The organism is Streptomyces sp. NPDC021080 (assembly GCF_044333225.1).
Classification (GTDB): domain Bacteria; phylum Actinomycetota; class Actinomycetes; order Streptomycetales; family Streptomycetaceae; genus Streptomyces.
This window is the reverse complement of sequence record NZ_JBIRQM010000004.1, coordinates 147,438-172,203: the sequence shown is the minus strand read 5'-3', so window position 1 is coordinate 172,203 and position 24,766 is coordinate 147,438. Positions and strand designations below refer to the sequence as shown.

Annotated in this window: 26 protein-coding genes and 1 pseudogene; 14 read left to right on the top strand and 13 right to left on the bottom strand. The window is 70.2% G+C overall.

All coding sequences use genetic code 11. From position 1 onward, the window contains the following. Positions 1 to 4 precede the first annotated feature (4 nt). Positions 5 to 1,633, bottom strand: coding sequence for an ABC transporter substrate-binding protein (locus ACH4S8_RS11520; RefSeq protein ID WP_398392509.1), 1,629 nt, complete (start codon positions 1,631 to 1,633; stop codon positions 5 to 7). Positions 1,634 to 1,903: 270 nt separating this feature from the next. On the opposite strand from ACH4S8_RS11520, the gene ACH4S8_RS11515 reads away from it, so the two are divergent. After that, positions 1,904 to 2,644, top strand: a complete 741-nt coding sequence (locus ACH4S8_RS11515; RefSeq protein ID WP_398393152.1) for a FadR/GntR family transcriptional regulator — start codon at positions 1,904 to 1,906, stop codon at positions 2,642 to 2,644. A gap of 100 nt (positions 2,645 to 2,744) precedes the next feature. Here ACH4S8_RS11515 and ACH4S8_RS11510 read toward each other — a convergent pair whose 3' ends face one another. Then, complete coding sequence (locus tag ACH4S8_RS11510) at positions 2,745 to 3,263, bottom strand: GNAT family N-acetyltransferase (RefSeq protein WP_398392508.1); 519 nt, start codon at positions 3,261 to 3,263, stop codon at positions 2,745 to 2,747. A 256-nt stretch (positions 3,264 to 3,519) separates the two neighbouring features. On the opposite strand from ACH4S8_RS11510, the gene ACH4S8_RS11505 reads away from it, so the two are divergent. The 6 genes from ACH4S8_RS11505 (at position 3,520) to ACH4S8_RS11480 (ending at position 10,134) form a co-directional block, all read left to right on the top strand. Next, entirely contained in the window at positions 3,520 to 4,365 is an 846-nt protein-coding gene (locus ACH4S8_RS11505; protein ID WP_398392507.1) for an SCO2525 family SAM-dependent methyltransferase, read from the top strand. A 68-nt stretch (positions 4,366 to 4,433) separates the two neighbouring features. Beyond that, positions 4,434 to 6,278 carry an SCO2524 family protein gene (locus ACH4S8_RS11500; RefSeq protein ID WP_398392506.1) on the top strand — a complete coding sequence of 615 codons (1,845 nt, stop codon included), beginning with the start codon at positions 4,434 to 4,436 and terminating at the stop codon, positions 6,276 to 6,278. A gap of 2 nt (positions 6,279 to 6,280) precedes the next feature. Continuing rightward, positions 6,281 to 7,189, top strand: coding sequence for an SCO2523 family variant P-loop protein (locus ACH4S8_RS11495; RefSeq protein WP_398393150.1), 909 nt, complete (start codon positions 6,281 to 6,283; stop codon positions 7,187 to 7,189). Then, a complete protein-coding gene (locus tag ACH4S8_RS11490) occupies positions 7,186 to 8,145 on the top strand; it encodes an SCO2522 family protein (RefSeq protein WP_398392505.1) in 960 nt (319 codons plus the stop codon). The genes ACH4S8_RS11495 and ACH4S8_RS11490 overlap by 4 nt, the downstream gene beginning before the upstream one ends. Position 8,146: 1 nt before the next feature. After that, positions 8,147 to 9,127: an SCO2521 family protein gene (locus ACH4S8_RS11485; protein ID WP_398392504.1), complete on the top strand. Its 981-nt coding sequence runs from the start codon at positions 8,147 to 8,149 to the stop codon at positions 9,125 to 9,127. Positions 9,128 to 9,189: 62 nt separating this feature from the next. Continuing rightward, positions 9,190 to 10,134: a DUF6879 family protein gene (locus tag ACH4S8_RS11480; RefSeq protein ID WP_398392503.1), complete on the top strand. Its 945-nt coding sequence runs from the start codon at positions 9,190 to 9,192 to the stop codon at positions 10,132 to 10,134. Here ACH4S8_RS11480 and ACH4S8_RS11475 read toward each other — a convergent pair. Next, the gene (locus ACH4S8_RS11475) at positions 10,052 to 10,267 is read right to left on the bottom strand and encodes a hypothetical protein (protein ID WP_398393148.1); all 216 of its coding nucleotides are present in this window, start codon (positions 10,265 to 10,267) and stop codon (positions 10,052 to 10,054) included. The genes ACH4S8_RS11480 and ACH4S8_RS11475 overlap by 83 nt on opposite strands. Before the next feature lie 241 nt (positions 10,268 to 10,508). Further along, a pseudogene (locus ACH4S8_RS11470) lies at positions 10,509 to 10,655 on the bottom strand (transcriptional regulator); the annotation flags it as partial. A gap of 244 nt (positions 10,656 to 10,899) precedes the next feature. On the opposite strand from ACH4S8_RS11470, the gene ACH4S8_RS11465 reads away from it, so the two are divergent. The 5 genes from ACH4S8_RS11465 (at position 10,900) to ACH4S8_RS11445 (ending at position 13,780) form a co-directional block, all read left to right on the top strand. Beyond that, a complete protein-coding gene (locus tag ACH4S8_RS11465) occupies positions 10,900 to 11,058 on the top strand; it encodes a hypothetical protein (protein ID WP_398392502.1) in 159 nt (52 codons plus the stop codon). Then, entirely contained in the window at positions 11,055 to 11,279 is a 225-nt protein-coding gene (locus ACH4S8_RS11460) for a hypothetical protein (RefSeq protein ID WP_398392501.1), read from the top strand. Before ACH4S8_RS11465 ends, ACH4S8_RS11460 begins: the two co-directional genes overlap by 4 nt. A gap of 137 nt (positions 11,280 to 11,416) precedes the next feature. Further along, positions 11,417 to 12,163 carry a DNA repair protein RecO gene (recO, locus tag ACH4S8_RS11455; RefSeq protein ID WP_398392500.1) on the top strand — a complete coding sequence of 249 codons (747 nt, stop codon included), beginning with the start codon at positions 11,417 to 11,419 and terminating at the stop codon, positions 12,161 to 12,163. A gap of 130 nt (positions 12,164 to 12,293) precedes the next feature. Beyond that, complete coding sequence (locus ACH4S8_RS11450; RefSeq protein ID WP_398392499.1) at positions 12,294 to 13,139, top strand: isoprenyl transferase; 846 nt, start codon at positions 12,294 to 12,296, stop codon at positions 13,137 to 13,139. A gap of 74 nt (positions 13,140 to 13,213) precedes the next feature. Continuing rightward, positions 13,214 to 13,780 (top strand): hypothetical protein, encoded by a 567-nt coding sequence (locus ACH4S8_RS11445; protein WP_398392498.1) that lies wholly within the window; start codon positions 13,214 to 13,216, stop codon positions 13,778 to 13,780. Positions 13,781 to 13,802: 22 nt separating this feature from the next. Here the strand turns inward: ACH4S8_RS11445 and ACH4S8_RS11440 are convergent, their stop codons facing one another. The 4 genes from ACH4S8_RS11440 to ACH4S8_RS11425 are packed head-to-tail and all read right to left on the bottom strand — an operon-like array spanning position 13,803 to position 16,933. Then, positions 13,803 to 14,219 carry a transcriptional repressor gene (locus ACH4S8_RS11440; protein WP_328555661.1) on the bottom strand — a complete coding sequence of 139 codons (417 nt, stop codon included), beginning with the start codon at positions 14,217 to 14,219 and terminating at the stop codon, positions 13,803 to 13,805. A gap of 58 nt (positions 14,220 to 14,277) precedes the next feature. Beyond that, a complete protein-coding gene (locus ACH4S8_RS11435; RefSeq protein ID WP_398392497.1) occupies positions 14,278 to 15,180 on the bottom strand; it encodes a metal ABC transporter permease in 903 nt (300 codons plus the stop codon). Then, entirely contained in the window at positions 15,180 to 15,953 is a 774-nt protein-coding gene (locus ACH4S8_RS11430) for a metal ABC transporter ATP-binding protein (RefSeq protein ID WP_398392496.1), read from the bottom strand. The genes ACH4S8_RS11435 and ACH4S8_RS11430 overlap by 1 nt, the downstream gene beginning before the upstream one ends. Before the next feature lie 17 nt (positions 15,954 to 15,970). Next, on the bottom strand, positions 15,971 to 16,933 hold the full coding sequence (locus ACH4S8_RS11425; protein WP_398392495.1) for a metal ABC transporter solute-binding protein, Zn/Mn family: 963 nt from the start codon (positions 16,931 to 16,933) through the stop codon (positions 15,971 to 15,973). 197 nt (positions 16,934 to 17,130) lie between these two features. Here ACH4S8_RS11425 and ACH4S8_RS11420 point away from each other — a divergent pair, with 197 nt between their 5' ends. Next, positions 17,131 to 18,513: a glycine--tRNA ligase gene (locus ACH4S8_RS11420; RefSeq protein WP_398392494.1), complete on the top strand. Its 1,383-nt coding sequence runs from the start codon at positions 17,131 to 17,133 to the stop codon at positions 18,511 to 18,513. Positions 18,514 to 18,624: 111 nt separating this feature from the next. Here ACH4S8_RS11420 and ACH4S8_RS11415 read toward each other — a convergent pair whose 3' ends face one another. The 4 genes from ACH4S8_RS11415 to ACH4S8_RS11400 all read right to left on the bottom strand — a co-directional run bounded on the left by ACH4S8_RS11415 (position 18,625) and on the right by ACH4S8_RS11400 (position 21,924). Continuing rightward, a complete protein-coding gene (locus ACH4S8_RS11415; RefSeq protein ID WP_398392493.1) occupies positions 18,625 to 19,257 on the bottom strand; it encodes a hypothetical protein in 633 nt (210 codons plus the stop codon). Beyond that, complete coding sequence (locus ACH4S8_RS11410) at positions 19,241 to 20,059, bottom strand: hypothetical protein (RefSeq protein WP_398392492.1); 819 nt, start codon at positions 20,057 to 20,059, stop codon at positions 19,241 to 19,243. The genes ACH4S8_RS11415 and ACH4S8_RS11410 overlap by 17 nt, the downstream gene beginning before the upstream one ends. Before the next feature lie 48 nt (positions 20,060 to 20,107). Further along, positions 20,108 to 20,311, bottom strand: coding sequence for a hypothetical protein (locus ACH4S8_RS11405; protein WP_398392491.1), 204 nt, complete (start codon positions 20,309 to 20,311; stop codon positions 20,108 to 20,110). Positions 20,312 to 20,493: 182 nt separating this feature from the next. Then, on the bottom strand, positions 20,494 to 21,924 hold the full coding sequence (locus ACH4S8_RS11400; RefSeq protein WP_398392490.1) for an MFS transporter: 1,431 nt from the start codon (positions 21,922 to 21,924) through the stop codon (positions 20,494 to 20,496). Positions 21,925 to 22,247: 323 nt separating this feature from the next. Here ACH4S8_RS11400 and ACH4S8_RS11395 point away from each other — a divergent pair, with 323 nt between their 5' ends. Beyond that, positions 22,248 to 23,120, top strand: coding sequence for a helix-turn-helix domain-containing protein (locus tag ACH4S8_RS11395; RefSeq protein WP_398392489.1), 873 nt, complete (start codon positions 22,248 to 22,250; stop codon positions 23,118 to 23,120). Positions 23,121 to 23,269: 149 nt separating this feature from the next. On the opposite strand, the gene ACH4S8_RS11390 is transcribed toward ACH4S8_RS11395, so the two are convergent. Continuing rightward, positions 23,270 to 24,739 carry an MFS transporter gene (locus tag ACH4S8_RS11390; RefSeq protein ID WP_398392488.1) on the bottom strand — a complete coding sequence of 490 codons (1,470 nt, stop codon included), beginning with the start codon at positions 24,737 to 24,739 and terminating at the stop codon, positions 23,270 to 23,272. Between the last annotated feature and the right edge of the window lie 27 nt (positions 24,740 to 24,766).

The following is a 24,766-nucleotide window of genomic DNA, read 5'->3' as shown; positions in this document are numbered from 1 at the left end:
TCGCCTAGACCCACTTGGCTTGCAGCAGGTTGATGCCCGGATAGGGCTGGGGCCTTATCCCCGCGAGGCGGCGCGGGTTCCACGCCGTCATCAGCTCGTTGTGCACGACCGGGTAGAGCACGGCCTGTTCGGCGACGACGTCGATGTAGTCCTGGATCATCGTCTTCTTCCTGTCGGCGTCCGGTTCCCGCGTCGCCCGGTCCATGTCCTTGAAGAGCTGCCTGGCGACCGGGTCGCCGGCCCAGCGGGCGTAGCCCATCCAGAGGTTCTGGGGGCCGTAGTTGTAGTGCATGATCAGGTCGGCGTCGAGGCCGAACTGGTTGGGGTTCGAGGCGGCGGCGACGACCTGGTAGTCCTGCTTCTGGTCCATCTTGGTGAACACGGCCGTGGTCTCCTGCGGGGACAGCGTCGTCTCGACACCGATCGCGTCCCAGGACGCCTTGACGGTCGGCAGGCAGTCCACGATCCAGCTGACGTTCACCGACAGGATCTCGATCTTCAGCCCCTTGACCCCGGCCGCCTTCAGGAGCTTCTTCGCCTTCTCCGGGTCGTAGGAGTAGACGGTCTTCGCGGGCCGGTAGGCGGGGTTGGCCTCGTTGAGGAAGGAACTCGACGGCTTCCCGTGCCCCTTGAGCGCGACCTCGACCATCTTGCCGGTGTCGATGGCGTAGTGCAGCGCCTGGCGGACGCGGACGTCGTCGAACGGCTTGTGCTTGGTGTTGAACATCAGGAACAGGTTGTTCATGCCCGCGCCGCCCTGGACGGTCATGCCGCCCTTGCGGAGCTGCGCGATGTTGGCGTACGGGATGTTGTCGGCGATCTGGGCCCCGGCGCTCGCCCCGGAGATCCTCGCGACGCGGGGCGCGGCGTCCACTATGGTCAGCCAGTTCATCTTCTTGAAGGCGGGCCTGCGCGGTCCGTTGTAGGCGGCGAACGCCTCGAAGGTCGTGTTGGACTTCGGGTGGTGCGCGGTCTGCCGGTAGGGGCCCGAACCGATCGCCTTGCCCTTGATCGCGTCGTCCCAGGCGCCCGGCAGGGAGAAGACGTGCTTGGGCATGATCTTTGCCAGGGTGAGCCGGGAGATTCCCTCGGGGAACGGGAACTTGAGGACCAGCTCGACGTTCTGCCCGTCGATCCTGCGGACCTCCTTCAGCCAGGGGGCGAAGAAGCCCTTGGCGAGCGTCTGGGTCTTGGGATCGAGGATCCGGTCGAAGACGAAGACCACGTCGTCCGCGGTGACCGGCTTCCCGTCGTGGAACGTGGCACCGGCGCGCAGCGTGAACTTCCAGGACGTGCCGGTGAGGTCGGCGGGCACCTGGGTGGCGAGCGCGGCGTAGGGCTCGCGGGAGATCGGGTCGGTGTCGAGCAGACCTTCGTAGACATGGTTGTTGGCGGCCATGCAGAAGGCGGACGCGGTCTGCGTCGGGTCCCAGCTGCCGTCGTTCCCGTAGCCGATCACGGCGGTCAGCGTGGCGTTCGCGCCACCGCCCGAACCACCGGTGTCGTTCGTCGACTCCGGTCCGGACGAGCAGGCGCCGAGCGTCGAGGAGAGGGCGGCGGCCGCGCCCAGGGCCCCGGTGTACTTCAGGAACGACCGGCGGTGCGGCGTCGGAGTGGGGTTCACGTCGCGCACGGTTCCTCCAGCAAGGAGTGGTCCAGTTGAACGGTCCGGTGAGGTGGTGGAGCGGTCGGTGCGGCCGGCCCGGGACACAGGAGATACGACGTCCTACGTCATGGGGGGCAGCGCGACCATAGGAAAGGGGACGGAGGGGGTCAAGGGCCCGCACACGAATGGCGTATCTTCCACAGGCGCGACCAATGGCGGTAAGAATCAGGGGCAGTTGGCCGAAGTTGACGTTTAATCAGCCCGGAGGTGGGACGTCCGATGTCCAGCGAGCGTACGATGCGGCGCATGCCTGAGGAGACCGGGAACCGGCGCCGGCCCGAGCGCCGGGTGAGCAGCCAGATCCAGCGCGAGGTCATGCAGCTGATCCTCGACCAGGGACTTCCGGCCGGTGCGCCGCTGCCCACCGAGACCGAGCTGATGAACGATCTCGGGGTGAGCCGCAACTCGGTCCGTGAGGCGCTCAAGGCCCTTCAGGCGCTCGACATAGTCGAGATCCGGCACGGCTACGGCACCTATGTGGGTGAGGCGTCGATGACGCCGTTCGTCGACGGACTCACCTTCCGCACACTCGCCCGTCCGGACGATCCCACCGGGGCGCTGGCCGAGATCCTCCAGGTCCGCGAGGTGCTGGAGGAGGGGCTGATAAGCCGGGTGGTCGAGGTGCTGACCGAGGAGGAGCTGGACCGGCTCGAAGCCGTGGTCACGGAGATGGAGGCGGCCGGCGACGACGGGCGCCCCTTCCCCGAACTCGACAGCGAGTTCCACGAGTTGCTGTACGCCTCGCTCGGCAACCCGCTCGTGCCCCAGCTGCTCGGCGCGTTCTGGACCGTCTTCCGGCGGGTCGCCGTGGTGCGCGGCTGGACCGACGACATCGCCCCGGAGGTGACGGCCCGCCGTCACCGTGACATCCTCACCGCCCTGCGGATGAGGGACGTCGAGGGTGCCCGGCGCGCGATGGCCGACCACTTCCGGGGCATCGAGGCGCGGGCCGCCCAGGGCTCCCGCGGTGTGAGCTGACGACGGCTCCGCTCACCGTCGTCCCCGCTCCCGGGTTCCCGGCCCCGGGCACCGCCCCCGCGCCGGCCCCCTGGCCGAAACCGGACCCGGACCCGACGGGTCAAAGGGAGAGCATCAGGACCAGCCGGTCCCTGCCCGGCCCGAGATAGTCCTCGTGGATGCCGCCGACGGGCGCGAAACCGAGTGACCTGTAGAGCACGATGGCGGTCGTGTTGGAGGGTGCCACGGTCAGCCACACCTCCCGTACGCCGTCGGAACGCAGGTGGCGCAGTGTCTCCAGCATCAACCGCCTGCCCAGTCCGTGTCCGCGGTGGACCGGGGCGACGGCGAGGCTGAGTATCCATGTGCGGGTGGCGTTCGGCGTGGCGGCCACGGCGATGTATCCGTGCAGGGCCCTGCCGTCGTCGGCGACGAGCAGGCGTTCGCCGCACACGTCGAGCCACTGCCGGAGTATGTCGTAGGTGTACGGGCCCTCCGGGAAGGCCTGTTCGTCGAGGCGGAGGACTTCCGGCAGGTCCGACTCGGTGACCGGTCTGATCTTCAGGGGCCTGTCGCCCGGCCGTCGGTGCAGCGTGGAACCGGTGACGGCCGGGAAGTGATCTCCGGGCAGAGGAATCATTTCGGCCCCTTGTGAGAGGAGTCAAAGAGGTGCCGTCTCGCACGGGTGAATACGAGCCGGTCGGCGCACATCCTGTGTCCGGGTGCGATCGGCACAGGCCAAGCCATCATTCCTGGCAACAACTGTCCGTTCAAGGTGGAATTAGGGCCAAAAACTGATTCGTCAGGGCGTCGGTGGGGACCCTGTGTCAAAGATTCGCAAAGGATCCGTGTCGGAAAGGAGTACGAGCCACCGGTCGCGTTGCTACATTGGACCGATGGCCTCGAGAGCGCCGGACGGCGGGCGAAAGTTGAACGATGATGCACCCTGGGACGCGTTTGATCCCGAGGTGTACATTGATCACAATTATCGGATCCTGCATCCCGATGACGCGGAGATCATCTCCATCGTCCGGGACCGCTTCGGTGATCACTTCCGTGAGAATTCCGGAAGGATGCTTTCCGGTATCGACGTGGGGGCCGGCGCGAATCTCTATCCCGCCCTCGCCATGCTGCCCGGGTGCGACAGGATCACCCTGCTGGAGCGCTCGTCCGCGAACGTGCACTATCTGAAGAGTCAGCTCCGTGACTTCGACCGGTGCTGGGACCAATTCTGGGACGTGCTCTCCAAGGGGGACAAGCACGAGGTCTACAGCCGGCTCGAGGCGGACCGCAGGACGCGGTTCGAGGAAGTCGTCCGTGTCAAGCGCGGGAATCTGTTCGACCTTCAGCGGAGCCAGGGGCGCTGGTCCATCGGGACCATGTTCTTCGTCGCCGAGTCGATGTCCACCTCGTACGAGGAATTCGAGCGCGGAACCGGTTGCTTCCTGAATGCCCTGAAACCCGGCGCGCCTTTCGCCGCCGCTTTCATGGAGCATTCGGAAGGGTACAAGGTCGGCACCGAATGGTTCCCGGCCTGTTATGTGAGTCAATCGCAGATCGCCGACGTGGTGGGCCGGTATTCGGACGATGTCGAAATTTTTCCCGTGGGGAAGCCGGGCGGACTGCTGCGCGACGGATACACGGCGATGATTTTGACCTGTGGACGCCGGAATGCGTATGTCGACAAGCCGGTGCGTTCGAAATGGTGGAGCGTGCAAGGGGTGAACGCGTCCGGTTCCTGACGGCGAGTCCGTTCGGTTCCCGGCCGATTCCTCCACGCACCTTCCAGGCCTGTGTGAGGGGCATGGGTATGCAGATCAAGCCGCGTCAGCAGCTGCTGGACATCTGGCAGGCGATCGCCCGTCACTCCTTCGCGAGTGGCGCATGGGACTGGGGTGAATGGGGAGGTCGAAGCAGCGTAGCGGACGCCGAACGGCTCCTTTGTCTCATGTACCCGGCCACCGAAATCCCGGCATTCCGGCTGGACGACCCGAACACCATCCAGGACGACGTCCAGAAGGCCCTCAGGAGAGCCGGGGGCCCGATGGAACTCCCCGGAAACCTGGTGACGGCACTCACGGAGTTCATGGACCAGTACACGGACGACGACGGAACGCCGACGTTCGGCGGCGGCTACTACTTCGCCCCCGAGCAACCGGCGGACGAACTCACCAAGGAACAGCTCGAGCTGGGGGTGGTCGATTCCTTCTCGATGTCCGTGACTCTCTGCCTCGCCACGCTCGGTTTCCTCAAGGTGTACGAGGGCAAGACGCAGCGGACCGACATGAGGAGGCGGATCCAGGAACTCAGGGCCGCCACGAACACCAGACTCACCGCCGCCATGGTGAGCCTGCTGCGCTCCTTCGCGGTCAATGTATTCGACACCGATTCCGCGCAGGGCCGGACCCTGTGCCGGCTTCTCGGCCAGGGGCGGCTGTCCGACCGGGTCGTCCTCCAGCAGTTCCAGGAGCGTTTCAAGGCCTTGCGGGCCACGGTCAGTGAGAGCTTCGTCCTCGGCGTCGACGTCGAGGAGCGCCTGAGGGACGAGAACCAGCTCTTCGAGTGCGGCTGGGCCTGGAGTCTCGTGCGCGACGCCCCCGAGGTGCAGACCACGGAACCGATCGGCGCGCAGCCCGAAGGCATCGCCCACGCCAACCCGTACCTCTACTTCACCGTCGTCGCGCTCGACGGCATCCAGGACCTCTCCTCGGACCGGACCCTCACCCTCGGGCTCCTCAACTCCGAGCAGCAGAAGCTCGCCGAGGCACTGAGACTGCGCTGGGAGATCACCCAGCAGTTCTGGTCGGGGATCGCCCGCTTCGGCGACGACACCTGGCCGCTGGAGGACATTCCCTGGCGCACGACAGGCCAGCGGAGGCTGGAGTCCGAGTACTTCTCGCTCTCCGTCGCCGCCCTGCTCGTCCACGACCTGGTGCGCCGCCGTGCCACGGACGACGACCTCACCCGCACGGTCGCCGTCATGGAACGCCTCGCCGAACGCGGCCGGATCACCAGTCGTGTCACCCGGGACGACCGGGCCGTCCTGCTCCACACTCCCGGCGTCACCCTGCCCCTGCAGGGCAGCGATGCCAAGGGACCCCCCATGCAGTGGACGATGACGGACTTCTCGGCCCAACTGCTGAAGCGGATCGTCCAACTGTGCGTGCTCTCCCGCAACATCGTCTCCCACGACCGGCTGCTGCGACTCGCCGAACAGACCCTGGACCACCTGTGGGCGCGCCGGATCGAGAAAGGCGAAGGCACCGGGCTGTGGGACAACGTCCATGCCGTCTATCCCGGATCGCGGGCCGTCGAGACGCCGTTGTCCTGGAGCATCACCGAGCGCGTCACCGAATGCATGGTCGCCGCGCGCCAGCTCTACACACAACCGCCGATCCGCAGCGCCGAACTGTCCACCCTCGCGAGGGCCCTGCTCAGCGAGTCCACCCACCTCCTCGGCAAGGAGCAGATGGAGCCGGCGCCCCCGGCCAACAGCGAGGAGAGCGCCGGCCTGCAGGGCATCGAGGCGAACCTCCGCAGAGCCAGGCAGTTGCTCGACGAACAGCCCGGTACCGCCTACGCGCTGGCCCTCGGCGTCCTCGCCGAGCTCGACGCGCTTGCCCGGGCCCGGAACGCCGCGTTCCAGGAGGTGTGACCGTGCTGGTCTTCGCGGCTTCCGACAAGGGTGGCACGGGTCGGTCGGTCACCAGCGCCAATCTCGCCTACCGCCGGGCGCTCGACGGGGACAACGTCTGCTATCTGGACTTCGACTTCGGCTCCCCGACCGCCGCCGTGGTCTTCGGGATCCCCAGGGTGCTGGACGGATTCGGCCACCAGGGCCTGCATTCGTATCTGTGGGGAAACATCGGTGAACCCGCACGCATCGACGTCTGGGCCAACAGCGAGCGCAAGGCGTTGAGCGAACGGCCCAGCAGGTCCGGCAGCCTGGTGCTGCTGCCCGCGGACCGCGACGGCGGCGAGTTCGTCACCGACGAGGACAGCCTGCACCGGTGCGTCGACCTCTTCCTGAGCCTGAACGCCGAGTTCGACGTGATCGTGGTGGACCTGAGCGCCGGACGCAGCTACGCGATGGACATGGTGCTCCAGGCGACCTCGCAGCCCGAGCTGCGGGGTGTCCCGGCCCGCTGGCTCGTCTACCACCGCTGGACCACCCAGCACGTGAGCGCCGCCGCCGACCTCGTCTCCGCCATGATGAAAATCGGCGCGGCGGTGGGACACGAGGAGGAGGCGCTCGCGGGCGCCATCCGCTTCGTACGTGCCGCGGTGCCCGCCGTCGGGGCACCCCTGCTGTCCCAGATGCCCTCCACCACGGCCCGCTGGATGCGCGCCTACGACGAGAAGCTCGACGCCATGGCGGCGAGCCGCGGCATCGGAAAGACCCGCGTCCTCGGATCCGTACCCCTGGAACCCGTCCTGCTGATCTGCGAGCAGCTCATCACCGACGAGGACGTGCACGGCAGCCGGATCGCCGACAAGGCGACCTGGCACGCGCTGGTGGAACTCTCCAAGAGGCTGACCGACGACGCGTACTGGGGGCAGCCGTGACAGAGGCCGTATTCCGGGAGACGAGCGCGGAGCCGCGCACCGAGTCGGTGCCGCTCTCCCACCTCTCCCTGGAACTGGGGCATCTGCACATGGAGGACCTGCGCGAAGGCCCGGACCGGCTCCGGCGGCACTTCGCCGCCGTACGGCCCTGGATCGACGCAGCGCGCGCCGCCGTCGCCGTCCTGACCGGGGGCCGGACGCTGCGCCTCAGCACCTGTTTCCTCATCGACGACTACTTCACCCGCTTCTCCACACCGGCCGAGCTCGTTCCGATGCTGCTCTCGGCGGCCGGGGAAGCGGACCTGGTCATCGACTACCTGGCCCGCGAGTCGGGGTGCGCCATCGCCGAGGACGTCCACCTCGCCGAGGCCGTGACGCGACGCCTGGTCGAGTCTCCGCCACCCGGCAGCAACGGCTTCCGCCCGCCCGTCAGCCGGACCGGCTGGCTCACCAACGGCCAGCGCACACCTTCGCTGCGCACCTCGGCCGCGATGACCGCCACCCGGTGGAAGCCGCCCAGCGAGACGGGAGCCGTCCGCCACTCCATCCACATGGACGTGGAGCTGTGGGACGACCGCGACGACCACCGCACCTGGTCCTGCCCCTTTCTCGCCGCGGTCTGGCAGCTGTCCCGCCTCGGACTGCTCCGGGACGACGGCCGGCCCGTACCGCAGCCCGCTCCGTGGAAGGGCGAGGGCTTTCCGGACGACTGGGACGACCTGCCGGCCCTGCTCAGGCTCACCCCCTCGGCTGCGCCGTTCACCGCGTACTTCACCTGCACGGTGCTGCCGACCCGGTTCCTGCCCGTCGAGCACGCCGTCCGGGTGATCCTCGACCAGATCCACGTGGACTCCACGGCACTGGGGCAGATCGCCGAGCGGTCCGCGCGGGAGGGCATCGACATACCCGTTCAGATCGCCGACCGTGCCTCCTACGTCTTTCCGCCGGGACTGTGACGTGAAGGCCACGGGAGAGCCGCCCCGGTACCTGCTGACCTGCGGAGAGGTGCGCACGGGCCTGCTGCCGACCCTGCACTGCCTCGACGGCCGCGACGCCGCCCGGCTGCTCGGGCTGCGCACGGACGAACGGGTCCGCGTCTCCGAACGCCCCAATCTGTACGCGCGCTCCCCGGACGTCCTCACCGGCGTGGACTGCCGGCTGCCGACGGACAACGACGCCAAGGTCCGGGCCATCGGGACGGTGGCCGCCCGAGCGGTCCTCACCGAGGGCCGGATTCTCCAGGCCACCGCGTACTTCTCCGCGCCGGCCGCGGGCCTCGACCAGCGGCAGCCGTGGGGGTACTACCTCGTCCGCCCGGGAGTGCTGGTGCCGCTGGGCCGGCTCCCGGAACGGGCGGTCGCCGCAGGTTTCCTGACGCAAGGTCAAGCAATGTCTTCAGCGGGCGAGTTGGGGATCGGATCCATCGCGGAAGGCCTGCTGAGCCATCTGTCGCGGCACCCCCTGCTCGACCACGGGGTTCCGTTCAAGTCGCGGCGTACCAGGCTGCGGTGGGCCGCCCTGCCGGTCCAGGACGGTGCCACCGCCTCGATCGAACGCTTCACCCTCGACGACGACGGGCTGCGGACCGTCGAACTGCGGCTGCCGCAGGGCACGGAGCCGGCCGCCGTCGCCGGGCTGTGCGAAGACCTCGCCCTGCACGACTGGCTGCTGACGACGGTCGTACGACGACTCGACGGCATCCGGACGGGGGCGGCCGAGAGTACGACGGCGATGCGCGTGATGCGCCCGCTGGTCGACCACCTGCTGCACCTGTGGATGCCCGGCGCACGAGTGGACCGGGTACTGAGCCCGTTGTGGGAGGTGCTGGAGACGGAGCCCGGGTTCACCCGGCAGTGGCAGACGCTCGTGCAACGCATCCGAGACCAACTGACGCTGCAGGCCATCGCAGCACCGTCAACGGCGCAGACCGCGCCCTGACGCGACAGATCCGGGCACGATCCCGACGGGGGGAGAGGCAGATGGACGCGACGCCAGGAGTCTTGAAGAAGACCCTGATCACGCTGGTTGTGGCTGTTCCCGTGTATGTGCTCACCAATGTTCTGGACCAGAACCAGGACGAAGTGTGGAAGCTGATCGTTTCCCTGGTCATCGGCGGCGCCGCACTGATCATCCAGTACATGAACGACTTCGAGAACCGGCTGAAGGAGATGGAGACCGGCCAGCGCGACCGCATCAGGGAGATGAAGGAGAGCCTGGCCTCCCACAACCGCGAGATGAACGAGAACCTCGTCTCGCACAACCGTGAGATGGAAGACGTCGTCAACACCAGCTTCGCCCGTATCAACGAAGCGACCCGGCTCTTCAGCCAGATGGGGCGTTCGGTGCTGCGTCCGGACGGAGTGGCCGAACTGGCCCACAGCGCGACGCGCGTCGGCCTGCTGGGCACCGAGATCATGAGCAGCTTCGCGCGGGACGAGATCAACAGGCTCGCGCTGCTCATGGAGGGCCTCACCAAGCGGAGCGCCGAAAGCCGGGGAGAGAACCACGACTGGCTCCTGGGCCTGACCAACTGCACGAAGAGCACCATCGACGCCACCAGCACCATCGTCGACCGGGACTTCTGGACCAGCGAGCCCGGACGCCGCTACCTGCTGGCGCAGCGCGACGCCATCAAACTGCGGCAGGTGAGGGTCAGACGGCTGTTCATCGTCAATGAACCCGAGCACGTCGAGGACGAACTGACGGCGCTCTGCGAGAACCAGAACGCCCTGGGCATCGAGGCACGGGTGGTGGTGCTGTCCCAGGTGCCCGAGCACGCCCGGCTCGGTCCGACGAGCGACTTCGTCATCTTCGACGGAGCGCTCTGCTACGAGGTGGAGCAGGATCTCCGGCAGGTCAACGTCAAGACGACGCTGGACGCGAGGGAGGACCACGTCGATCCGTGCGCCAAGTGGTTCGAGGAACTCTGGGAGGCCAGCCGGTAGCGGCGGCCGGGACCGCCGGTCCCGGGGACGCCCTCATCGCCCCCGTCCGGGGCGTCCCCGCTCGGCCCGCCGCGGCGACGGCGAACGCGCTCCAGGCGTTCGCGCCGATCGACGGCACCGGGCCGTCCGGCAACTTGCTGTCCCGGACGGGGACGACCCCGGGGGCGCGTCGGCGACTTCGAGGCGGTTGCCGCCCTCGCCGTTGCTGTGGCTGCTCTTGCGCCGGCCGGCGTTGCCAGGCCGTGGGCGCGCATCGTGTGAAGTCCTCCGCCGTCGCCTCGATCAGGGCGAGGGACGCCGCCGGCGGCAGCGCGGCGGCCCTGAGCGGATCGTAGGTGTGCCGTGCGCGCCGAACCGTCCTGTACCCGCTGAACCAGGGCCTGTTCGAACCGGCCGGTACAGCCGCCGGAGACGAAAAACCGCGCCCCCGATTCCACTTGGGTGAAACCCGTGTCCTCCCTGCGTCGTTTCAGTTCTGAACCGAAAAACTCCCAGGCGGCCTGCCGCGAACCGTTGGCCATGGACCAACCTCCCTGCGCTGCACCGTGCTTGTGGCGGACGGGACCCTGCCGATTCAGGATGCGGAGCGTCACGATGAAGATGCGAAGCGTGAAATCGGCAAGGATCCGCGGAGCAGGACGGTGGAGCAGGGTGAGGGAAGAACACGCACGAGCACACGTACCGGCGCAAGGACGAACGCACGCGGACACGCCACCCGGCGGTCGGCGGTACTCGGCGCACCGCGTCGAAGAGGCGGAGGAAACTGTGCAGGATTTACGGACGGCGCTCGCACGGGCGGGCATCATCTTGCCGTCCTTGCGGATCGACCCGGCGAGCGTGGCGCGCGACACCCCCTGTCCGCTGATCCTTCCGGGCGGCTGCTCGGTCGAGGCCGCCGCCCGGCTCGCGGCGGCCCTGCGATGAGGGCGGCGGCGCTGCCGACCGGCTCCTGCGCGGTCGACACCCGCACGGGCCGGGTCGGCGTGGTCATGGGGCACGAGGGGCCGTACGTACAGCTGAGGCCGCTCGGCGGCGGCAGGGAGTGGGACTGTCTGCCGGAGGCCGTGCGGCAGGCCACCTCGGCGGAGCGGATCGGAGCGGCGACCGCGTACGTCAACGCGCGCAGCCGTGGCGAGGTGCCGTGAGGCGCCGGTGCGTCCCCGGGCGCGGCGCGAAGCCCCGGGGAGGTTCCGGAGGGGCCGGGGAGGGTCCGGGAGAGGTCCCGGACACAATGCGGGCCGTCCGGGCCGGGGTGTCCGTGCCGTAGGCGAGAATGGGCCGCATGAGTCTGTTCCGCGACGACGGCATCGTGCTGCGCACCCAGAAGCTGGGTGAGGCGGACCGGATCATCACGCTGCTCACGCGCGGTCACGGCCGGGTGCGGGCGGTGGCGCGCGGGGTCCGCCGGACCAAGTCGAAATTCGGGGCACGCCTCGAACCCTTCTCCCACGTGGACGTGCAGTTCTTCGCGCGCGGCAGTGAACTGATCGGCCGCGGGCTGCCGCTGTGCACCCAGAGCGAGACGATCGCTCCGTACGGTGGCGGCATCGTCACCGACTACGCCCGCTACACCGCGGGCACCGCGATGCTGGAGACCGCCGAGCGGTTCACCGACCACGAGGGGGAGCCGGCGGTGCAGCAGTACCTGCTGCTGGTCGGCGGGCTGCGCACCCTCGCCCGCGGCGAGCACGAGCCGCACCTCGTCCTCGACGCCTTCCTGCTGCGCTCCCTCGCGGTCAACGGCTACGCGCCGAGCTTCATCGACTGTGCCAAATGCGGCATGCCGGGACCCAACCGCTTCTTCTCGGTCGCAGCGGGAGGAACCGTCTGTGCCGACTGCCGGGTGCCCGGCAGCGTCGTACCCTCGCCTCAGGCCCTCGAACTTCTCGGCGCGCTGCTCACGGGAGACTGGGAGACCGCGGACGCGTGCGAGCCGCGGCACGTCCGGGAGGGCAGCGGGCTGGTGTCGGCCTATCTGCACTGGCATCTGGAACGCGGACTGCGTTCCCTGCGGTACGTGGAGAAGTAGGCGCCGCCCGGCAGGCCCGGGCGGCAGGGCACGAGCGCGGCACGCACACGCGCGAGACAGCGAAGAACAGCAAGCAGAGCGAGCAGAGCGCCCGGCGCACGCGAGCACGCAAGAGGGAGACGAGAAGCACATGGTCGTACGCGGGATCCTGGGCGGCCGGCGCCGCGAGTACAAGGCACCGGAACCGCACCCCTCCGGTGCCCGCGCGCCCAAACTCCCCGGCGAGCTCGTCCCGAACCACGTGGCGATCGTCATGGACGGGAACGGCCGCTGGGCCAAGGACCGCGGGCTGCCCCGCACCGAGGGGCACAAGGTCGGTGCCGAGCGCGTCCTCGACGTGCTCCAGGGCGCGGTCGAGGTCGGCGTCGGCAGCATCTCCCTGTACGCCTTCTCCACCGAGAACTGGAAGCGCTCGCCCGACGAGGTGCGCTTCCTGATGAACTTCAACCGCGACTTCATCCGCAAGACCCGCGACACCCTCGACGAGCTCGGCATCCGGGTGCGCTGGGTGGGCCGGATGCCCAAGCTGTGGAAGTCGGTCGCCAAGGAGCTCCAGATCGCCCAGGAGCAGACCAAGGACAACGACGCGCTCACGCTGTACTTCTGCATGAACTACGGCGGCCGTGCCGAGATCGCCGACGCGGCGCAGGCGCTGGCCGAGGACGTGAAGGCCGGCCGCCTCGACCCGTCCAAGGTCAACGAGAAGACCCTCCAGAAGTACATGTACTACCCGGACATGCCGGACGTGGACCTGTTCCTGCGCCCGAGCGGCGAGCAGCGCACCTCCAACTACCTGCTCTGGCAGAGCGCCTACGCCGAGATGGTCTTCCAGGACGTGCTGTGGCCCGACTTCGACCGGCGTGACCTGTGGCGGGCCTGCGTCGAGTTCGCGCAGCGCGACCGCCGCTTCGGCGGCGCCGTCCCGAACGAGCAACTGCTCGCCATGGAACAGGCCATGCGGGGCGACGGCTCCTAACACCCGCCGCCCGCAGGGTTGTTCGAATCCGGCGTTACGATCACGGCTCATCACCACCGAACTGGGGAGGGGCCGTGGTCGAGGGCCAGGGCGCTGCGCAGCAGCAGGAGTCGCCGGAACAGCCGCAGGAGCGCGGGGCCGATGCCGTCGAGTTGGAGTACCGGCCGGTCGTCGCGGACTTCACCTCGGCGCTGAGAGCGCGCAGAGGTGTCAGCAAGGCAGGCCGGAGGCAGTACTGGGTGTTCGGTGGCGTGGCCGTCGTGGCGGTTGTACAGATCGCGGAGGCGCTGGCCGGACGGGGAGGGTCCCTGTTCCTCGGAGTCTGGCTCGCCATCTTCGTACCGCTCATGCTGCTGTCGCCCTGGCTCATGGCCCGCCAGTTCCAGCGGCTCGCGGAGCGTCAGGGAACTTTCCGGGTGACCGTCACGGACGCCGGGCTGACGCTGGCCACGGACAACTCCACCACGGTGCTCAACTGGGTCGCGCAGCCCCGATACCGGGAGACGAAGGACGTCTTCGTCATGCTCAGCCCCGACAAGAACGCCACCGGCTTCACCACGCTGCCCAAGCGCGCCGTGCGCGCCTCCGAGGACGTGGACCGGCTGCGGGCGCTCCTCGACCGCAACCTGACCCGCGTCTGAGGGCCCGGGCCCCGAAAGGGGCTCAGCCCTTCGCCGCCGCGCACTCCGCGCACGTGCCGAAGATCTCCACCGTGTGCGCCACGTTCACATAGCCGTGCTCGGCGGCGATGGCCTCGGCCCACTTCTCCACCGCCGGGCCCTCCACCTCCACGGCCTTGCCGCAGACGCGGCAGACGAGGTGGTGGTGGTGCTCGCCGCTGGAGCACCGCCGGTAGACGGACTCGCCCTCCGAGGTGCGCAGGACGTCGACCTCGCCCGCGTCGGCGAGGGACTGGAGCGTGCGGTAGACGGTGGTGAGCCCGACCGAGTCGCCCTTGTGCTTGAGCATGTCGTGCAGCTCCTGCGCACTGCGGAACTCGGTCACCTCGTCGAGCGCCGCCGCCACGGCGGCGCGCTGCCGGGTGGAGCGGCCCCGGACGGGCGATCCAGCGGTTGTCACCGTTGCCTCCTCGCGTCTGCCCTTGCCCGGCCATTGTGCCAGTCCGGGCAGGGCACGGTCAGACGCCGACGGCGCTCTCCGGGCCGCGGCCGGCCGGAATCGCACACTCCGCCGGGTCGCCGGCGGCCTGCGCCGCGGCCACCGCACGGGCCCGGCGCCGGGCCAGGGGCGATGCCAGCGCCGTCAGCGCGACGAACGCGCCGATCGTCAGCAGCACGATCGTCGAGCCGGGCGGAACGTCCTGGTAGAACGAGGTCACCGTGCCGCCGATCGTCACGCTCACACCGATCGCCACCGCGACGGCGAAGGTCGCCGCGAAGCTCCGGGTGAGCTGCTGGGCCGCCGCCACCGGCACCACCATCAGCGCGCTCACCAGCAGCAGGCCGACCACCCGCATCGCGACGGTGACCGTGACCGCCGCCGTGACCGCCGTCAGCAGGTTCAGGGCCCGCACCGGCAGACCGGTCACCCGGGCGAACTCCTCGTCCTGGCTGACCGCGAACAACTGCCGGCGCAGCCCCAGGGTGACCGCCATGACGAAGGCGGCCAGCAGACAGATCGCCGTCACGTCGGACGCGCTCACCGTCGACAGCGAGCCGAAGAGGTACGAGGTCAGGTTGGCGTTCGAGCCGCCCGGCGAGAGGTTGATGAACATCACGCCGCCCGCCATGCCCCCGTAGAAGAGCATGGCCAGGGCGATGTCCCCGCGGGTCTTCCCGTACCAGCGGATCAGCTCCATGAGCACGGCACCCAGCACCGAGACGGCCGTGGCCATCCACACCGGTGAGGTGTCGAGCAGGAAGCCGAGGCCGACGCCGGTCATCGCCACATGGCCGATGCCGTCGCCCATCAGGGCCTGGCGGCGCTGGACGAGGTAGATGCCGACGGCGGGCGCGATGACGCCCACCAGGACGGCGGCGAGCAGCGCCCGCTGCATGAAGGCGTAGTCGAGGATGTCCATCAGCTGAGCAGTCCCGTCCGGAGGGGTTCGGCGTCATGGGCCGCGTGCGGGTGTACGTGGTCGTGGCCGGGCAGGGCGTGCTGGCCGACCGCTCTCGGTGGCGGGCCGTCGTGCAGGACGCAGCCGTCCCGCAGGACGACCGCGCGGTCGATCAGCGGCTCCAGCGGGCCCAGTTCGTGCAGGACGAGCAGTACCGACGTGCCCTGGGAGACCTGGTCGCGCAGGGTGGCGGCCAGCACCTCCTGGCTGGCCAGGTCCACGCCCGCCATCGGCTCGTCCATGATCAGCAGTTCGGGTTCGGAGGCCAGCGCGCGGGCGATGAGGACCCGCTGGTGCTGTCCGCCCGACAGGGCGTTCACGGAGTCCTTGGCGCGGTCCGCCATCCCGACGAGCTCCAGGGCCCGTCGTACGGCCGCGTGATCGGCCTTGCGCAGCAGGCCGAAGCGGGCCCGGGACAGCCGTCCCGAGGCGACGACCTCGGTCACCGTCGCCGGCACACCGCCCGCGGCCGTGGTCCGCTGCGGGACGTAGCCCACCCGGTGCCAGTCGCGGAAGCGGCGGCGCGGGACGCCGAAGATCTCGATCTCGCCGGCGCTGACGGCGACCTGGCCGATGACGCTGCGCACGGCGGTCGACTTGCCGGAGCCGTTCGCGCCGAGCAGCGCGACGACCTCCCCGCGCCGCACGGTCAGGTCCATGCCGCGCAGGACCGGGCGCGAACCCAGCTCCGCCCGGACACCGCGCAGGGACACGACGGACTCGGCCTCGCTCATGACGTCCTCCACAGTGATCACTTCGTTCCGAGAGCCGTCTGGAGGGCCTTCAGGTTCGACCGCATGACCTGCATGTAGTCGCTGCCCCTGGACTTGTCGGTGATGCCTTCGAGGGGGTCGAGGACGTCCGTCCGCAGCCCCAGGTCCCGGGCGATGGTGCCGGCGGTCCGGTCGCTGACGAGCGTCTCGTAGAACACCGTCGTGACGCCGTCGGCCTTCGCCAGGTTCTCCAGCCCCTTCACCCGGTTCGCGCTGGGCTCCGACTCGGGGTCCAGGCCGTTGACGGCCTCCTCGGTGAGCCCGTAGCGCTCGGCGAGGTAGCCGAACGCGGCGTGGGTGGTGATGAAGGTCTTGGTCCTCGTGTGCGCGAGCCCGTCGCGGAAGTCCTCGTCCAGCGCGGTGAACTTCTTCCGCAGCGCCGCCATGTTCCGGTCGTAGTCGGCCGCGTGCTTCGGGTCGGCCTTCTTCAGCGCGGCCGACACGCCCTCGGCCACCTGGCCGAACCGCACCGGGTCGAGCCAGACGTGCGGGTCGGCGGCACCGGTGTCCTCGCCCTCGCTGTGGTCGTGGGCGGCCGCGTGCCCGCCGACCTCGTTGCCGTGCTTCTCCAGCGTCGTCAGCGCGGCCGCGTCGATCCTGGTCCTCACGCCGGACTGGGCCACCGCGTCGTCGACGGCCGGCTGGAGGTTCTTGAGGTAGAGGGCGACGTCCGCGTCCTGGAGCCGCGCGGTCTCGCGGGCGCTGATCTCCAGGTCGTGCGGCTCCTGGCCGGGCCGGGTCAGGTTCGTGACGCTCACACGCGACCCGCCGATCTGCTCGGCGAGGTACTGGAGCGGGTAGAACGACGCGACCACGTCGAGTTTCCCGCCGTTCCTGGCGTCGGCCGAGGCGGAACCCGAGCAGGCCGTCAGGGCGCCGAGGCCGAGGGCGGTGGCCGCCACGGCCGCGATCCCCGGTATGAGGCGTCGTCGTACGTTCATGACAGTCATTTTCAACAAATCTGGAAACGATTGTCAACAAGCCCTCGGAAGGGCGCCCGCACGCCCCGCGGCAACGGGTATCAAGTGGATTCAATCGGCAGGAAGCGGTCCACTGCGGGAACCGATTTGATGCGGGGGTGGCCGACGCCGGTAACCTGAAGCATTCGCTGCCGTCCGTTCGTAATGAAGAGAGCACCGTGGCCGCCGACAAGATCGATTCCATCGTCAGCCTGAGCAAGCGCCGTGGCTTCGTTTTCCCCTGTAGTGAGATCTACGGAGGACAGAAGGCCGCCTGGGACTACGGCCCGCTCGGTGTCGAGCTCAAGGAGAACCTGAAGCGCCAGTGGTGGCGCTACATGGTCACGTCGCGCGAGGACGTGGTCGGTCTCGACTCGTCCGTGATCCTGGCCCCCGAGGTGTGGGTCGCCTCCGGTCACGTCGCCACCTTCACGGACCCGCTGACCGAGTGCACCTCGTGCCACAAGCGGTTCCGTGCCGACCACCTGGAGGAGCACTACGAGGCCAAGCACGGCCGCCTCCCGGAGAACGGCCTCGCCGACCTCAACTGCCCCAACTGCGGCAACAAGGGCACCTTCACCGAGCCCAAGCAGTTCTCGGGCCTGCTCTCCACCCACCTCGGCCCGACGCAGGACAGCGGCTCCGTCGCCTACCTGCGCCCCGAGACCGCCCAGGGCATCTTCACCAACTTCGCCAACGTGCAGGTCGCCTCGCGCAAGAAGCCGCCGTTCGGCATCGCCCAGATGGGCAAGTCCTTCCGCAACGAGATCACGCCCGGCAACTTCATCTTCCGCACTCGCGAGTTCGAGCAGATGGAGATGGAGTTCTTCGTCAAGCCGGGCGAGGACGAGCAGTGGCAGGAGTACTGGATGGAGCAGCGCTGGAACTGGTACACCGGTCTCGGCATGCGCGAGGAGAACATGCGGTGGTACGAGCACCCGAAGGAGAAGCTCTCCCACTACTCCAAGCGCACCGCCGACATCGAGTACCGCTTCCAGTTCGGCGGCAACGAGTGGGGTGAGCTGGAGGGCGTCGCCAACCGCACCGACTACGACCTCGACGCGCACTCCAAGGCCTCCGGCCAGGACCTCCTGTACTACGACCAGGAGAAGCAGGAGCGCTGGACCCCGTACGTCATCGAGCCCGCCGCCGGTGTCGGCCGCGCCATGCTCGCCTTCCTGCTCGACGCCTACGTCGAGGACGAGGCCCCCAACGCCAAGGGCAAGATGGAGAAGCGCACGGTGCTGCGTCTCGACCACCGCCTCGCCCCGGTGAAGGTCGCGGTCCTGCCGCTGTCCCGCAACGCGGACCTGTCCCCGAAGGCCAAGGGTCTGGCCGCCGCCCTGCGCCAGAACTGGAACATCGAGTTCGACGACGCCGGCGCCATCGGCCGCCGCTACCGCCGTCAGGACGAGATCGGCACGCCGTTCTGCGTCACCGTCGACTTCGACACCCTCGACGACAACGCCGTCACGGTGCGCGAGCGCGACTCGATGAAGCAGGAGCGTGTCTCGCTCGACCAGATCGAGGGTTACCTGGCCGCCCGCCTCATCGGCTGCTGACCCACACGGCTCACGAAGCCCCCGGTTCCCGCGCAGGGAACCGGGGGCTTCGCGCCGTCCCGGGCCGTGGGGGGTCCGGACGTGGTGCGGGCGGGTCCGGCGGCCCGTCGTTCACCGGTGGCCGGACGCCTGCGCGGTGCGGCGGCGGTGGAGCACACCGACGAGCGTGGCCAGGTCGGCGGCGCCCTCGGGGTCGTCGGCGTAACGCGTCGTCTGGAGCGGGCCGACCTCCGGGAGGACGACGCCCTCACGGGCCAGGACGTGCACCAGGGTCAGCAGGGCCGCACGGGCGTTGCCGTCGTCGAACGGATGGAAGAACGCCACGTCGAGATAGGCGCGCGCCGCCCGGCCCGCGAGCGGCACGTCCGGGTCGGCCGCCTCGCGCAGACAGGCGGCGAAGTCGGCCCGGGTCCGCGCGGTCAGGCCGTAGCGCTCGCGCCCGCCCTTCGCATGGGCGTCCCCCGTGCGGAACGGCGCCTCCGCCACCCCGAGGACCTCGCACTGCCAGCCGGCCAGCAGGGCGAAGCCGAGCGGGGCGCGGCGCTCGGCGTCGGAGCGGGCCCGGTCGTGGGCGCGCAGCAGACGATCGGCGCGGACGGGGTCGCGCCGGTGGACGGGCCCCGCGCACCAGGCCCGGAAACCGTCGCGCGCCGACGGCCCCCGCCGCAGCGCCGGAGCCCCGTGCCAGTCGGCCTCCCGGCGCACCCGCAGCCAGACCGCGAGGCTGTCAGCGGCCGTTGTCATGGAACTCCTCCAGGGCGGCCCACGCGCGGTGGTCCCGGTAGGGGGCGTGGCCGGTGAGCGTGACGGCGACGTTCTCGCCGACCGAGTCGATCAGTGAGGGCGCGGGAGCGACCCAGCTCTCGAACCGGCCGCCGATCGCGGCCTCCACCACCCGGCCGGCCTCGTCCCGGTCCGTCCCGGTGCTGGTGAGGAACCAGCGCAGCAGCCGGTCGGACTGCGCGGGCCAGGAGTCCACGCCCGAGTCCAGTGCCGTGGTCACCAGCCGTACGCAGGCCCGTTCCAGATGCCAGCTCCGGTCCTCGGGGGAGGCGTCCGGGGGCGGCGCCAGTTCCGCGAAGCGCCGGGCGAGCCATTCGAGCGACCTCCGCCAGTCCAGCAGCGCGGCAGCCGCGCGGGCCGCGGTCGCCTCGGGCGTCGTGACCGCGGTGCTCGCGTACCCCCAGCCGTTCACATGACCGCCGAACCTCAGGTCCCACCGCCACGCGTAGGTCCAACTGCCGTAGCGCTCCCGGATGACGGCGTCCACCTGCTCCTCGCACCACGACTCGCACTGCCACCGGCCCGCGTACCCGGAGAGCACGGGCGGCACCCACGGCCGGATCAGTGCGTGGAGGCGAGCCTCCTCCTCGTCGTCCCAGGCGAAGGGGTGCCGGGCCGGGTCGAGGTTGCTCCAGTCCCGCATGGTCTCGAAGGAGACATGGGGGACGAGGTTGTCGGGGAAGGGCAGGGTGTCCCGGTTGTACGTCAGTGCGCGTCCTGTCTCTCGTCCGTCGCGGCAAAGACCTTCAGTCTCGCTCCGCACGGCCCGGACCGGCCAACTGTTTTCCGGCTCGGGCCACTTCGGACGTCCTCAGGCCTTGGGGTCGACCGTCGCCTGGTGCTCCCCGGCCAGGTGCTCCTCCGCCTTCAGCCAGGGGAGGAACTGGGTGTTCTTGCGCCAGCCGCACGTCTCGCACCGGATGGTGCGCTGAACACCCGCCCGCTGTACGTGGACGGTGTGTTCGCGGCCGTGCTGGTCCCAGCGGCTCACTTTGCTCGTGTTGATCTGAACCATGACACCTCCTGGTTCTCCCGCTTCGTCTGCGCGGCAAGGCGTGTGCAGCAAGGAGTGTGCAGCATGGCGAAGATCAACGGGGGTTCTTCGGCGGTGAGTTCGGTGAGTCCGATGAGTCCGGTGAGTCCGGCGCGAGCACCGGCGAGGGCCGCGCGGCCGGCCCCTCGGCCGCGGCCGGGCGTTCAGCTGATCGTGCGCGGCAGCCGCAGGCTCAGCGCGGTGGTCAGGGCCACGCCGGCCAGCTGGACCAGGAGGGTCGTCACCAGGGCGTCCCGCATGCCGTGGGACGGGACCAGGGACAGGAACAGGGTGCCGAGGGTGGCCACCCCGACGGCGAGCGCGGCCTGCTGGGTGGTGGCCATCACGCCGCTGCCCACGCCGGCCCGAGCGGCCGGCACCTCGGAGAGGACGATCCGGATGAGGACGGGCAGTTGGAGCGCCTGGCCCGCGCCGGCGACGGCCGCTCCGGGCAGCAGCCGCACCACCCCGAGGTCCGGCCAGGAGCGCCACGCGGCCAGCGCGATGAGGGCCAGGCCCACCGCCTGCAGCAGTCCGCCCGCGGTGACGACCCGGGTGCCGAAGCGGGCGATCAGCCGGGGCCCGCACAGGGACGTCGCGAAGAAGACGACGGCCATGGGCGCGAGGGCCAGCCCCGCGGGGACGGGACCGAGGCCCTCGCCGCGCTGCAGGGCCACCGCGATCACGAACATGAAGCCGCTGAACCCGATGGAGAACGGCACCATCATGATCAGGCCCCGGCACAGCGAGGTCAGCTCGAACAGGCTCGGCGGAACCAGGGGAGTGCGGCCGTTGCGGTCCGCCCGGCGCTCCACGAGATAGAAGGCGACGGCCGCGAGCGGGAACAGGGCGAGGGACACCCAGGTCCACAGCGGCCAGCCCGCGGCCCGGCCCTCGGTGAGCGGGGCGAGCAGCGCCAGCAGGGCGACGGCGAGCAGGACCGTGCCGGGGGCGTCGACCGGCTCCGGGCGCTGCGAGCGGGTCTCGGGGACGGCGCGGCGGGCCAGGACCAGGCCGAGCACGACGACGGGCACGTTCACGAGGAACACCGAGCGCCAGCCGGTGCCCGCGACGTCGGCCGCGACCAGGAGACCGCCGAGGATCTGCCCGGCCACCATGGACAGGCCGGCCGTGGCGCCGTACAGGCCCATCGCCTTGGCGCGGCGGGGGCCGGAGGTCGCCGACTGGATGGTGGCGAGGACCTGCGGCAGCATCGCCGCGGACGCCGCGCCCTGGGCGACGCGCGCCGCCACCAGGGTCCACGCGGTGGGCGCGAGGCCGCAGCCGAGCGAGGTCAGGCCGAAGGCCGCCATGCCGCCGAGGAAGAGCCGGCGGCGCCCGAAGAGGTCGCCGAGTCGTCCGCCGAGGACGAGCAGGACGGCGTACGCGACCCCGTAGCCGGCGACGACGAGTTCGAGGACGGCCTCGCTCGCGTTCAGGTCATGGCCGATGGTGGGAAGGGCCACGTTGACGATGAAGAAGTCGATCAGGGGCAGTGCCGCGCCGAGCAGCACCGTGAAGAGTCCGAGGCCGCCGAGGGCGGGCGGCGAGGCGGGGGCGCGGGCGGTGGTCGTGAGAGTTCCGGTTTCGGTCACGTCCTCCAGACTTCTCCCGCGCTCAGACGGGTACCAGAGTCTCTTCATCCTGGTACAAGCACTACCTGGCAACAGGCTGCGCCGGACGGCAGGCTGGAGGCATGACGACGATGGCACGGCGGACGACCACCGGCACAGAGCCTGTACGACCGGTGCCCACCGGCACGGAGCCTGCACGACCGGCGCCCACCGGTCCGGGGCCGGTGCGGGTCCTTGACGGTCCGGGGCCGGTGCGGACCGCCGCCGGGCCGGACCCGGTGCGCGGTGCCGTCCGCCCGGACCCCGTGCGGCCACCCGGCGACGGGACGGGGACGGCCGCCGCCGTGGCGTCCCGCGCGGGGGAGATCAGGCGGCACGAACTGGCCACCTTCCTGCGCAGCCGCCGCGAACGCATCACGCCCGAGCAGGTCCAGCTGCCCCGGGGCCGCCGACGGCGCACGCCGGGCCTGCGCCGCGAGGAGGTCGCCCAGCTCTCGGCCGTGGGGGTCACCTGGTACACGTGGCTGGAGCAGGCCCGCGACATCCAGGTCTCCGAACAGGTCCTCGACGCGCTGGCCCGCGCCCTGCTGCTGGACCCCAGCGAGCGGGCGCACCTCTTCCAGCTGGCCGGAGCGGTCGACCCCACGCCCGCCGCGCACTGCCCGGTGATCACCCCGGCGCTGCGCCAGGTCCTGGCGCAGCTGGAGCCGGTTCCCGCCTGCATCCAGAACAGCCGGTACGACATCCTGGCGTACAACCGCACCTACGCCCGGCTGATGATGCGCGACCTCGACGCGGTCCCGCCCGCCGACCGCAACTGCGTGCTGCTCGCCTACACCAACGCGGAGTGGCGCGAGTCGATCGTCCTGCTCGACGAGACCACGCGGCTGATGGCCGCGAAGCTGCGGGCGTCGATGGCCGGGCACCTGGGGGAGCCGGCCTGGAAGACCCTGCTGAAGCGGCTGCGGGCCGAGTCGGCCGAGTTCCGCGAGAACTGGGACCGGTACGAGGTGGCCGCCACCCGCGGCAAGACCAAGCAGTTCATGAACCCGTACGTCGGTCTCGTCACCGTCGACCACACCGACCTGTGGCTCGCCCCCGACCTGGGCGCCCGCATGGTCGCGTACGTGCCTCGCGACGAGGAGAGCCGCGAACGGCTGGAGAAGCTGTACGCGATCGCGCTGGAGGCCGAGCCGGAAGCGCCGGGGGCGGCCTGACCCGGGACGGCTTGCCCCGGGGACACCCGACTCGGGACGGCCGACCCGGGGACGGCCCGCCCCGCCGGTCCTCGCGCCGGTTCGGCGTTCGCCCGGGCAGTCCGCCCGTCCGGCCGCCCCGCCGGTTCGGCGTTCGTCCGCCGGTCCCGTCAGGCGGCGGCGGAGGAGGCGTCCTGGGCCCGTACGCCCGCCGCGTCCCGGATCTCCGGGGACTCCAGCAGGAGGGCGGCGCGTTCGGCCGACGCGCGGGCCCGGCGTCCGCTGCTGAGCAGGCCGAGGACGAGGACGGCGACACCGCAGCCGGTGATGATCCACCAGCCGGGGCGGGAGGCCTCGACGAACGTGTCCCGGTAGGCGGAGGCCTGGATGCCGGAGGCGAGGGCCGCGCCGATGACGGCGACACCGAGGGTGCCGCCGATCTGCCGGCTGGTCGAGGCGACGGCGGCGGCGACACCGGCCTGGGCGCGGGGCATGCCGGAGACGGCGGTGTTGGTGATGGGCGCGTTCACGAAGCCGAAGCCGAGGCCGAAGAAGACGTAGCCGACGACGAGCGTGACGTTCGACGTCTCCGCCTCGAACGCGGCGAACAGCACACCGCTCACCGTCATCGCGACCCCGGCGATCAGGAGCGACGGCCGGGGACCCCGGCTGCCGACCAGGCGTCCCGATATCGGCGCGCCGACGAAGCACAGGAACGCCATGGGCAGCATCCACAGGCCCGCGTGCAGGGCGTTCAGACCGCGCACGTTCTGCAGGTACAGCGTCGACAGGAACAGGAAGCCGCTCAGCGCGGCGAACGCGCTCACCGCGATCACGGTGGCCCCGCTGAACGGGACCGAGCGGAAGAAGCGCAGGTCGATGAGGGGCTCGTCGCGCCGGGGCTCGTACCACAGCAGGCCGAGCAGCGCGGCGAGGGCGATCGCGCCGAAGGACAGGGTGTGGGCGGTCCCGGAGGCGGGCGCCTCGATGATCGCGTACGTCAGGGAGCCGAGCAGGGCGATGACGAGGAGCTGGCCGACCGGGTCGGGGCGGCGGGCCTTCGGGGCGCGGGACTCGGGGACGAAGCGCAGGGTCAGCAGGAACGCGGCGAGGCCGACGGGCAGGTTGATCCAGAAGATCGACCGCCAGCCCACGGTGTCCACGAGCAGCCCGCCCACCAGCGGTCCGGCGGCCATGGAGATGCCGACCACGGCGCCCCAGACGCCGATCGCGCGGGCTCGTTCGCGCGGGTCCGTGAAGGTGTTGGTGATGATCGACATCGCCACCGGGTTCAGCATCGAGCCGCCGACCGCCTGGACCATCCGGAAGACGATGAGGGTGTCGAGGTCCGGGGCCAGGGAGCAGAGCACCGAGCCGATGGTGAACAGCACCAGGCCCGCCATGAACACCCGGCGCCGGCCGATGCGGTCGGCGGTGGAGCCCGCGAGCATCAGCAGCGAGGCCAGCACGAGCGTGTACGCGTCGATGGTCCACTGCATGCCCGCGACGCTCGCGTGCAGTTCCCGCTGCATCGAGGGCAGCGCGACGTTCAGGATCGTGACGTCGAGGCTCACGATCAGCAGGCTCATGCAGCAGATCGCGAGCACGAGCATCCGATGGCGATGGCTGAGCTCAGGCATGTCCTTCAGCCTACGTCTTTGTCGATA

What these genes read in the sequence shown, in the direction of transcription:
- ACH4S8_RS11515 (WP_398393152.1), top strand. Translation starts at nt 1,904, where the DNA reads ATGCGGCGCATGCCTGAGGAGACCGGGAACCGGCGCCGGCCCGAGCGC.
- ACH4S8_RS11510 (WP_398392508.1), bottom strand. Translation starts at nt 3,263, where the DNA reads ATGATTCCTCTGCCCGGAGATCACTTCCCGGCCGTCACCGGTTCCACG.
- ACH4S8_RS11505 (WP_398392507.1), top strand. Translation starts at nt 3,520, where the DNA reads ATGGCCTCGAGAGCGCCGGACGGCGGGCGAAAGTTGAACGATGATGCA.
- ACH4S8_RS11500 (WP_398392506.1), top strand. Translation starts at nt 4,434, where the DNA reads ATGCAGATCAAGCCGCGTCAGCAGCTGCTGGACATCTGGCAGGCGATC.
- ACH4S8_RS11460 (WP_398392501.1), top strand. Translation starts at nt 11,055, where the DNA reads ATGAGGGCGGCGGCGCTGCCGACCGGCTCCTGCGCGGTCGACACCCGC.
- recO (WP_398392500.1), top strand. Translation starts at nt 11,417, where the DNA reads ATGAGTCTGTTCCGCGACGACGGCATCGTGCTGCGCACCCAGAAGCTG.
- ACH4S8_RS11450 (WP_398392499.1), top strand. Translation starts at nt 12,294, where the DNA reads ATGGTCGTACGCGGGATCCTGGGCGGCCGGCGCCGCGAGTACAAGGCA.
- ACH4S8_RS11435 (WP_398392497.1), bottom strand. Translation starts at nt 15,180, where the DNA reads ATGGACATCCTCGACTACGCCTTCATGCAGCGGGCGCTGCTCGCCGCC.
- ACH4S8_RS11430 (WP_398392496.1), bottom strand. Translation starts at nt 15,953, where the DNA reads ATGAGCGAGGCCGAGTCCGTCGTGTCCCTGCGCGGTGTCCGGGCGGAG.
- ACH4S8_RS11425 (WP_398392495.1), bottom strand. Translation starts at nt 16,933, where the DNA reads ATGAACGTACGACGACGCCTCATACCGGGGATCGCGGCCGTGGCGGCC.
- ACH4S8_RS11415 (WP_398392493.1), bottom strand. Translation starts at nt 19,257, where the DNA reads ATGACAACGGCCGCTGACAGCCTCGCGGTCTGGCTGCGGGTGCGCCGG.
- ACH4S8_RS11405 (WP_398392491.1), bottom strand. Translation starts at nt 20,311, where the DNA reads ATGGTTCAGATCAACACGAGCAAAGTGAGCCGCTGGGACCAGCACGGC.
- ACH4S8_RS11390 (WP_398392488.1), bottom strand. Translation starts at nt 24,739, where the DNA reads ATGCCTGAGCTCAGCCATCGCCATCGGATGCTCGTGCTCGCGATCTGC.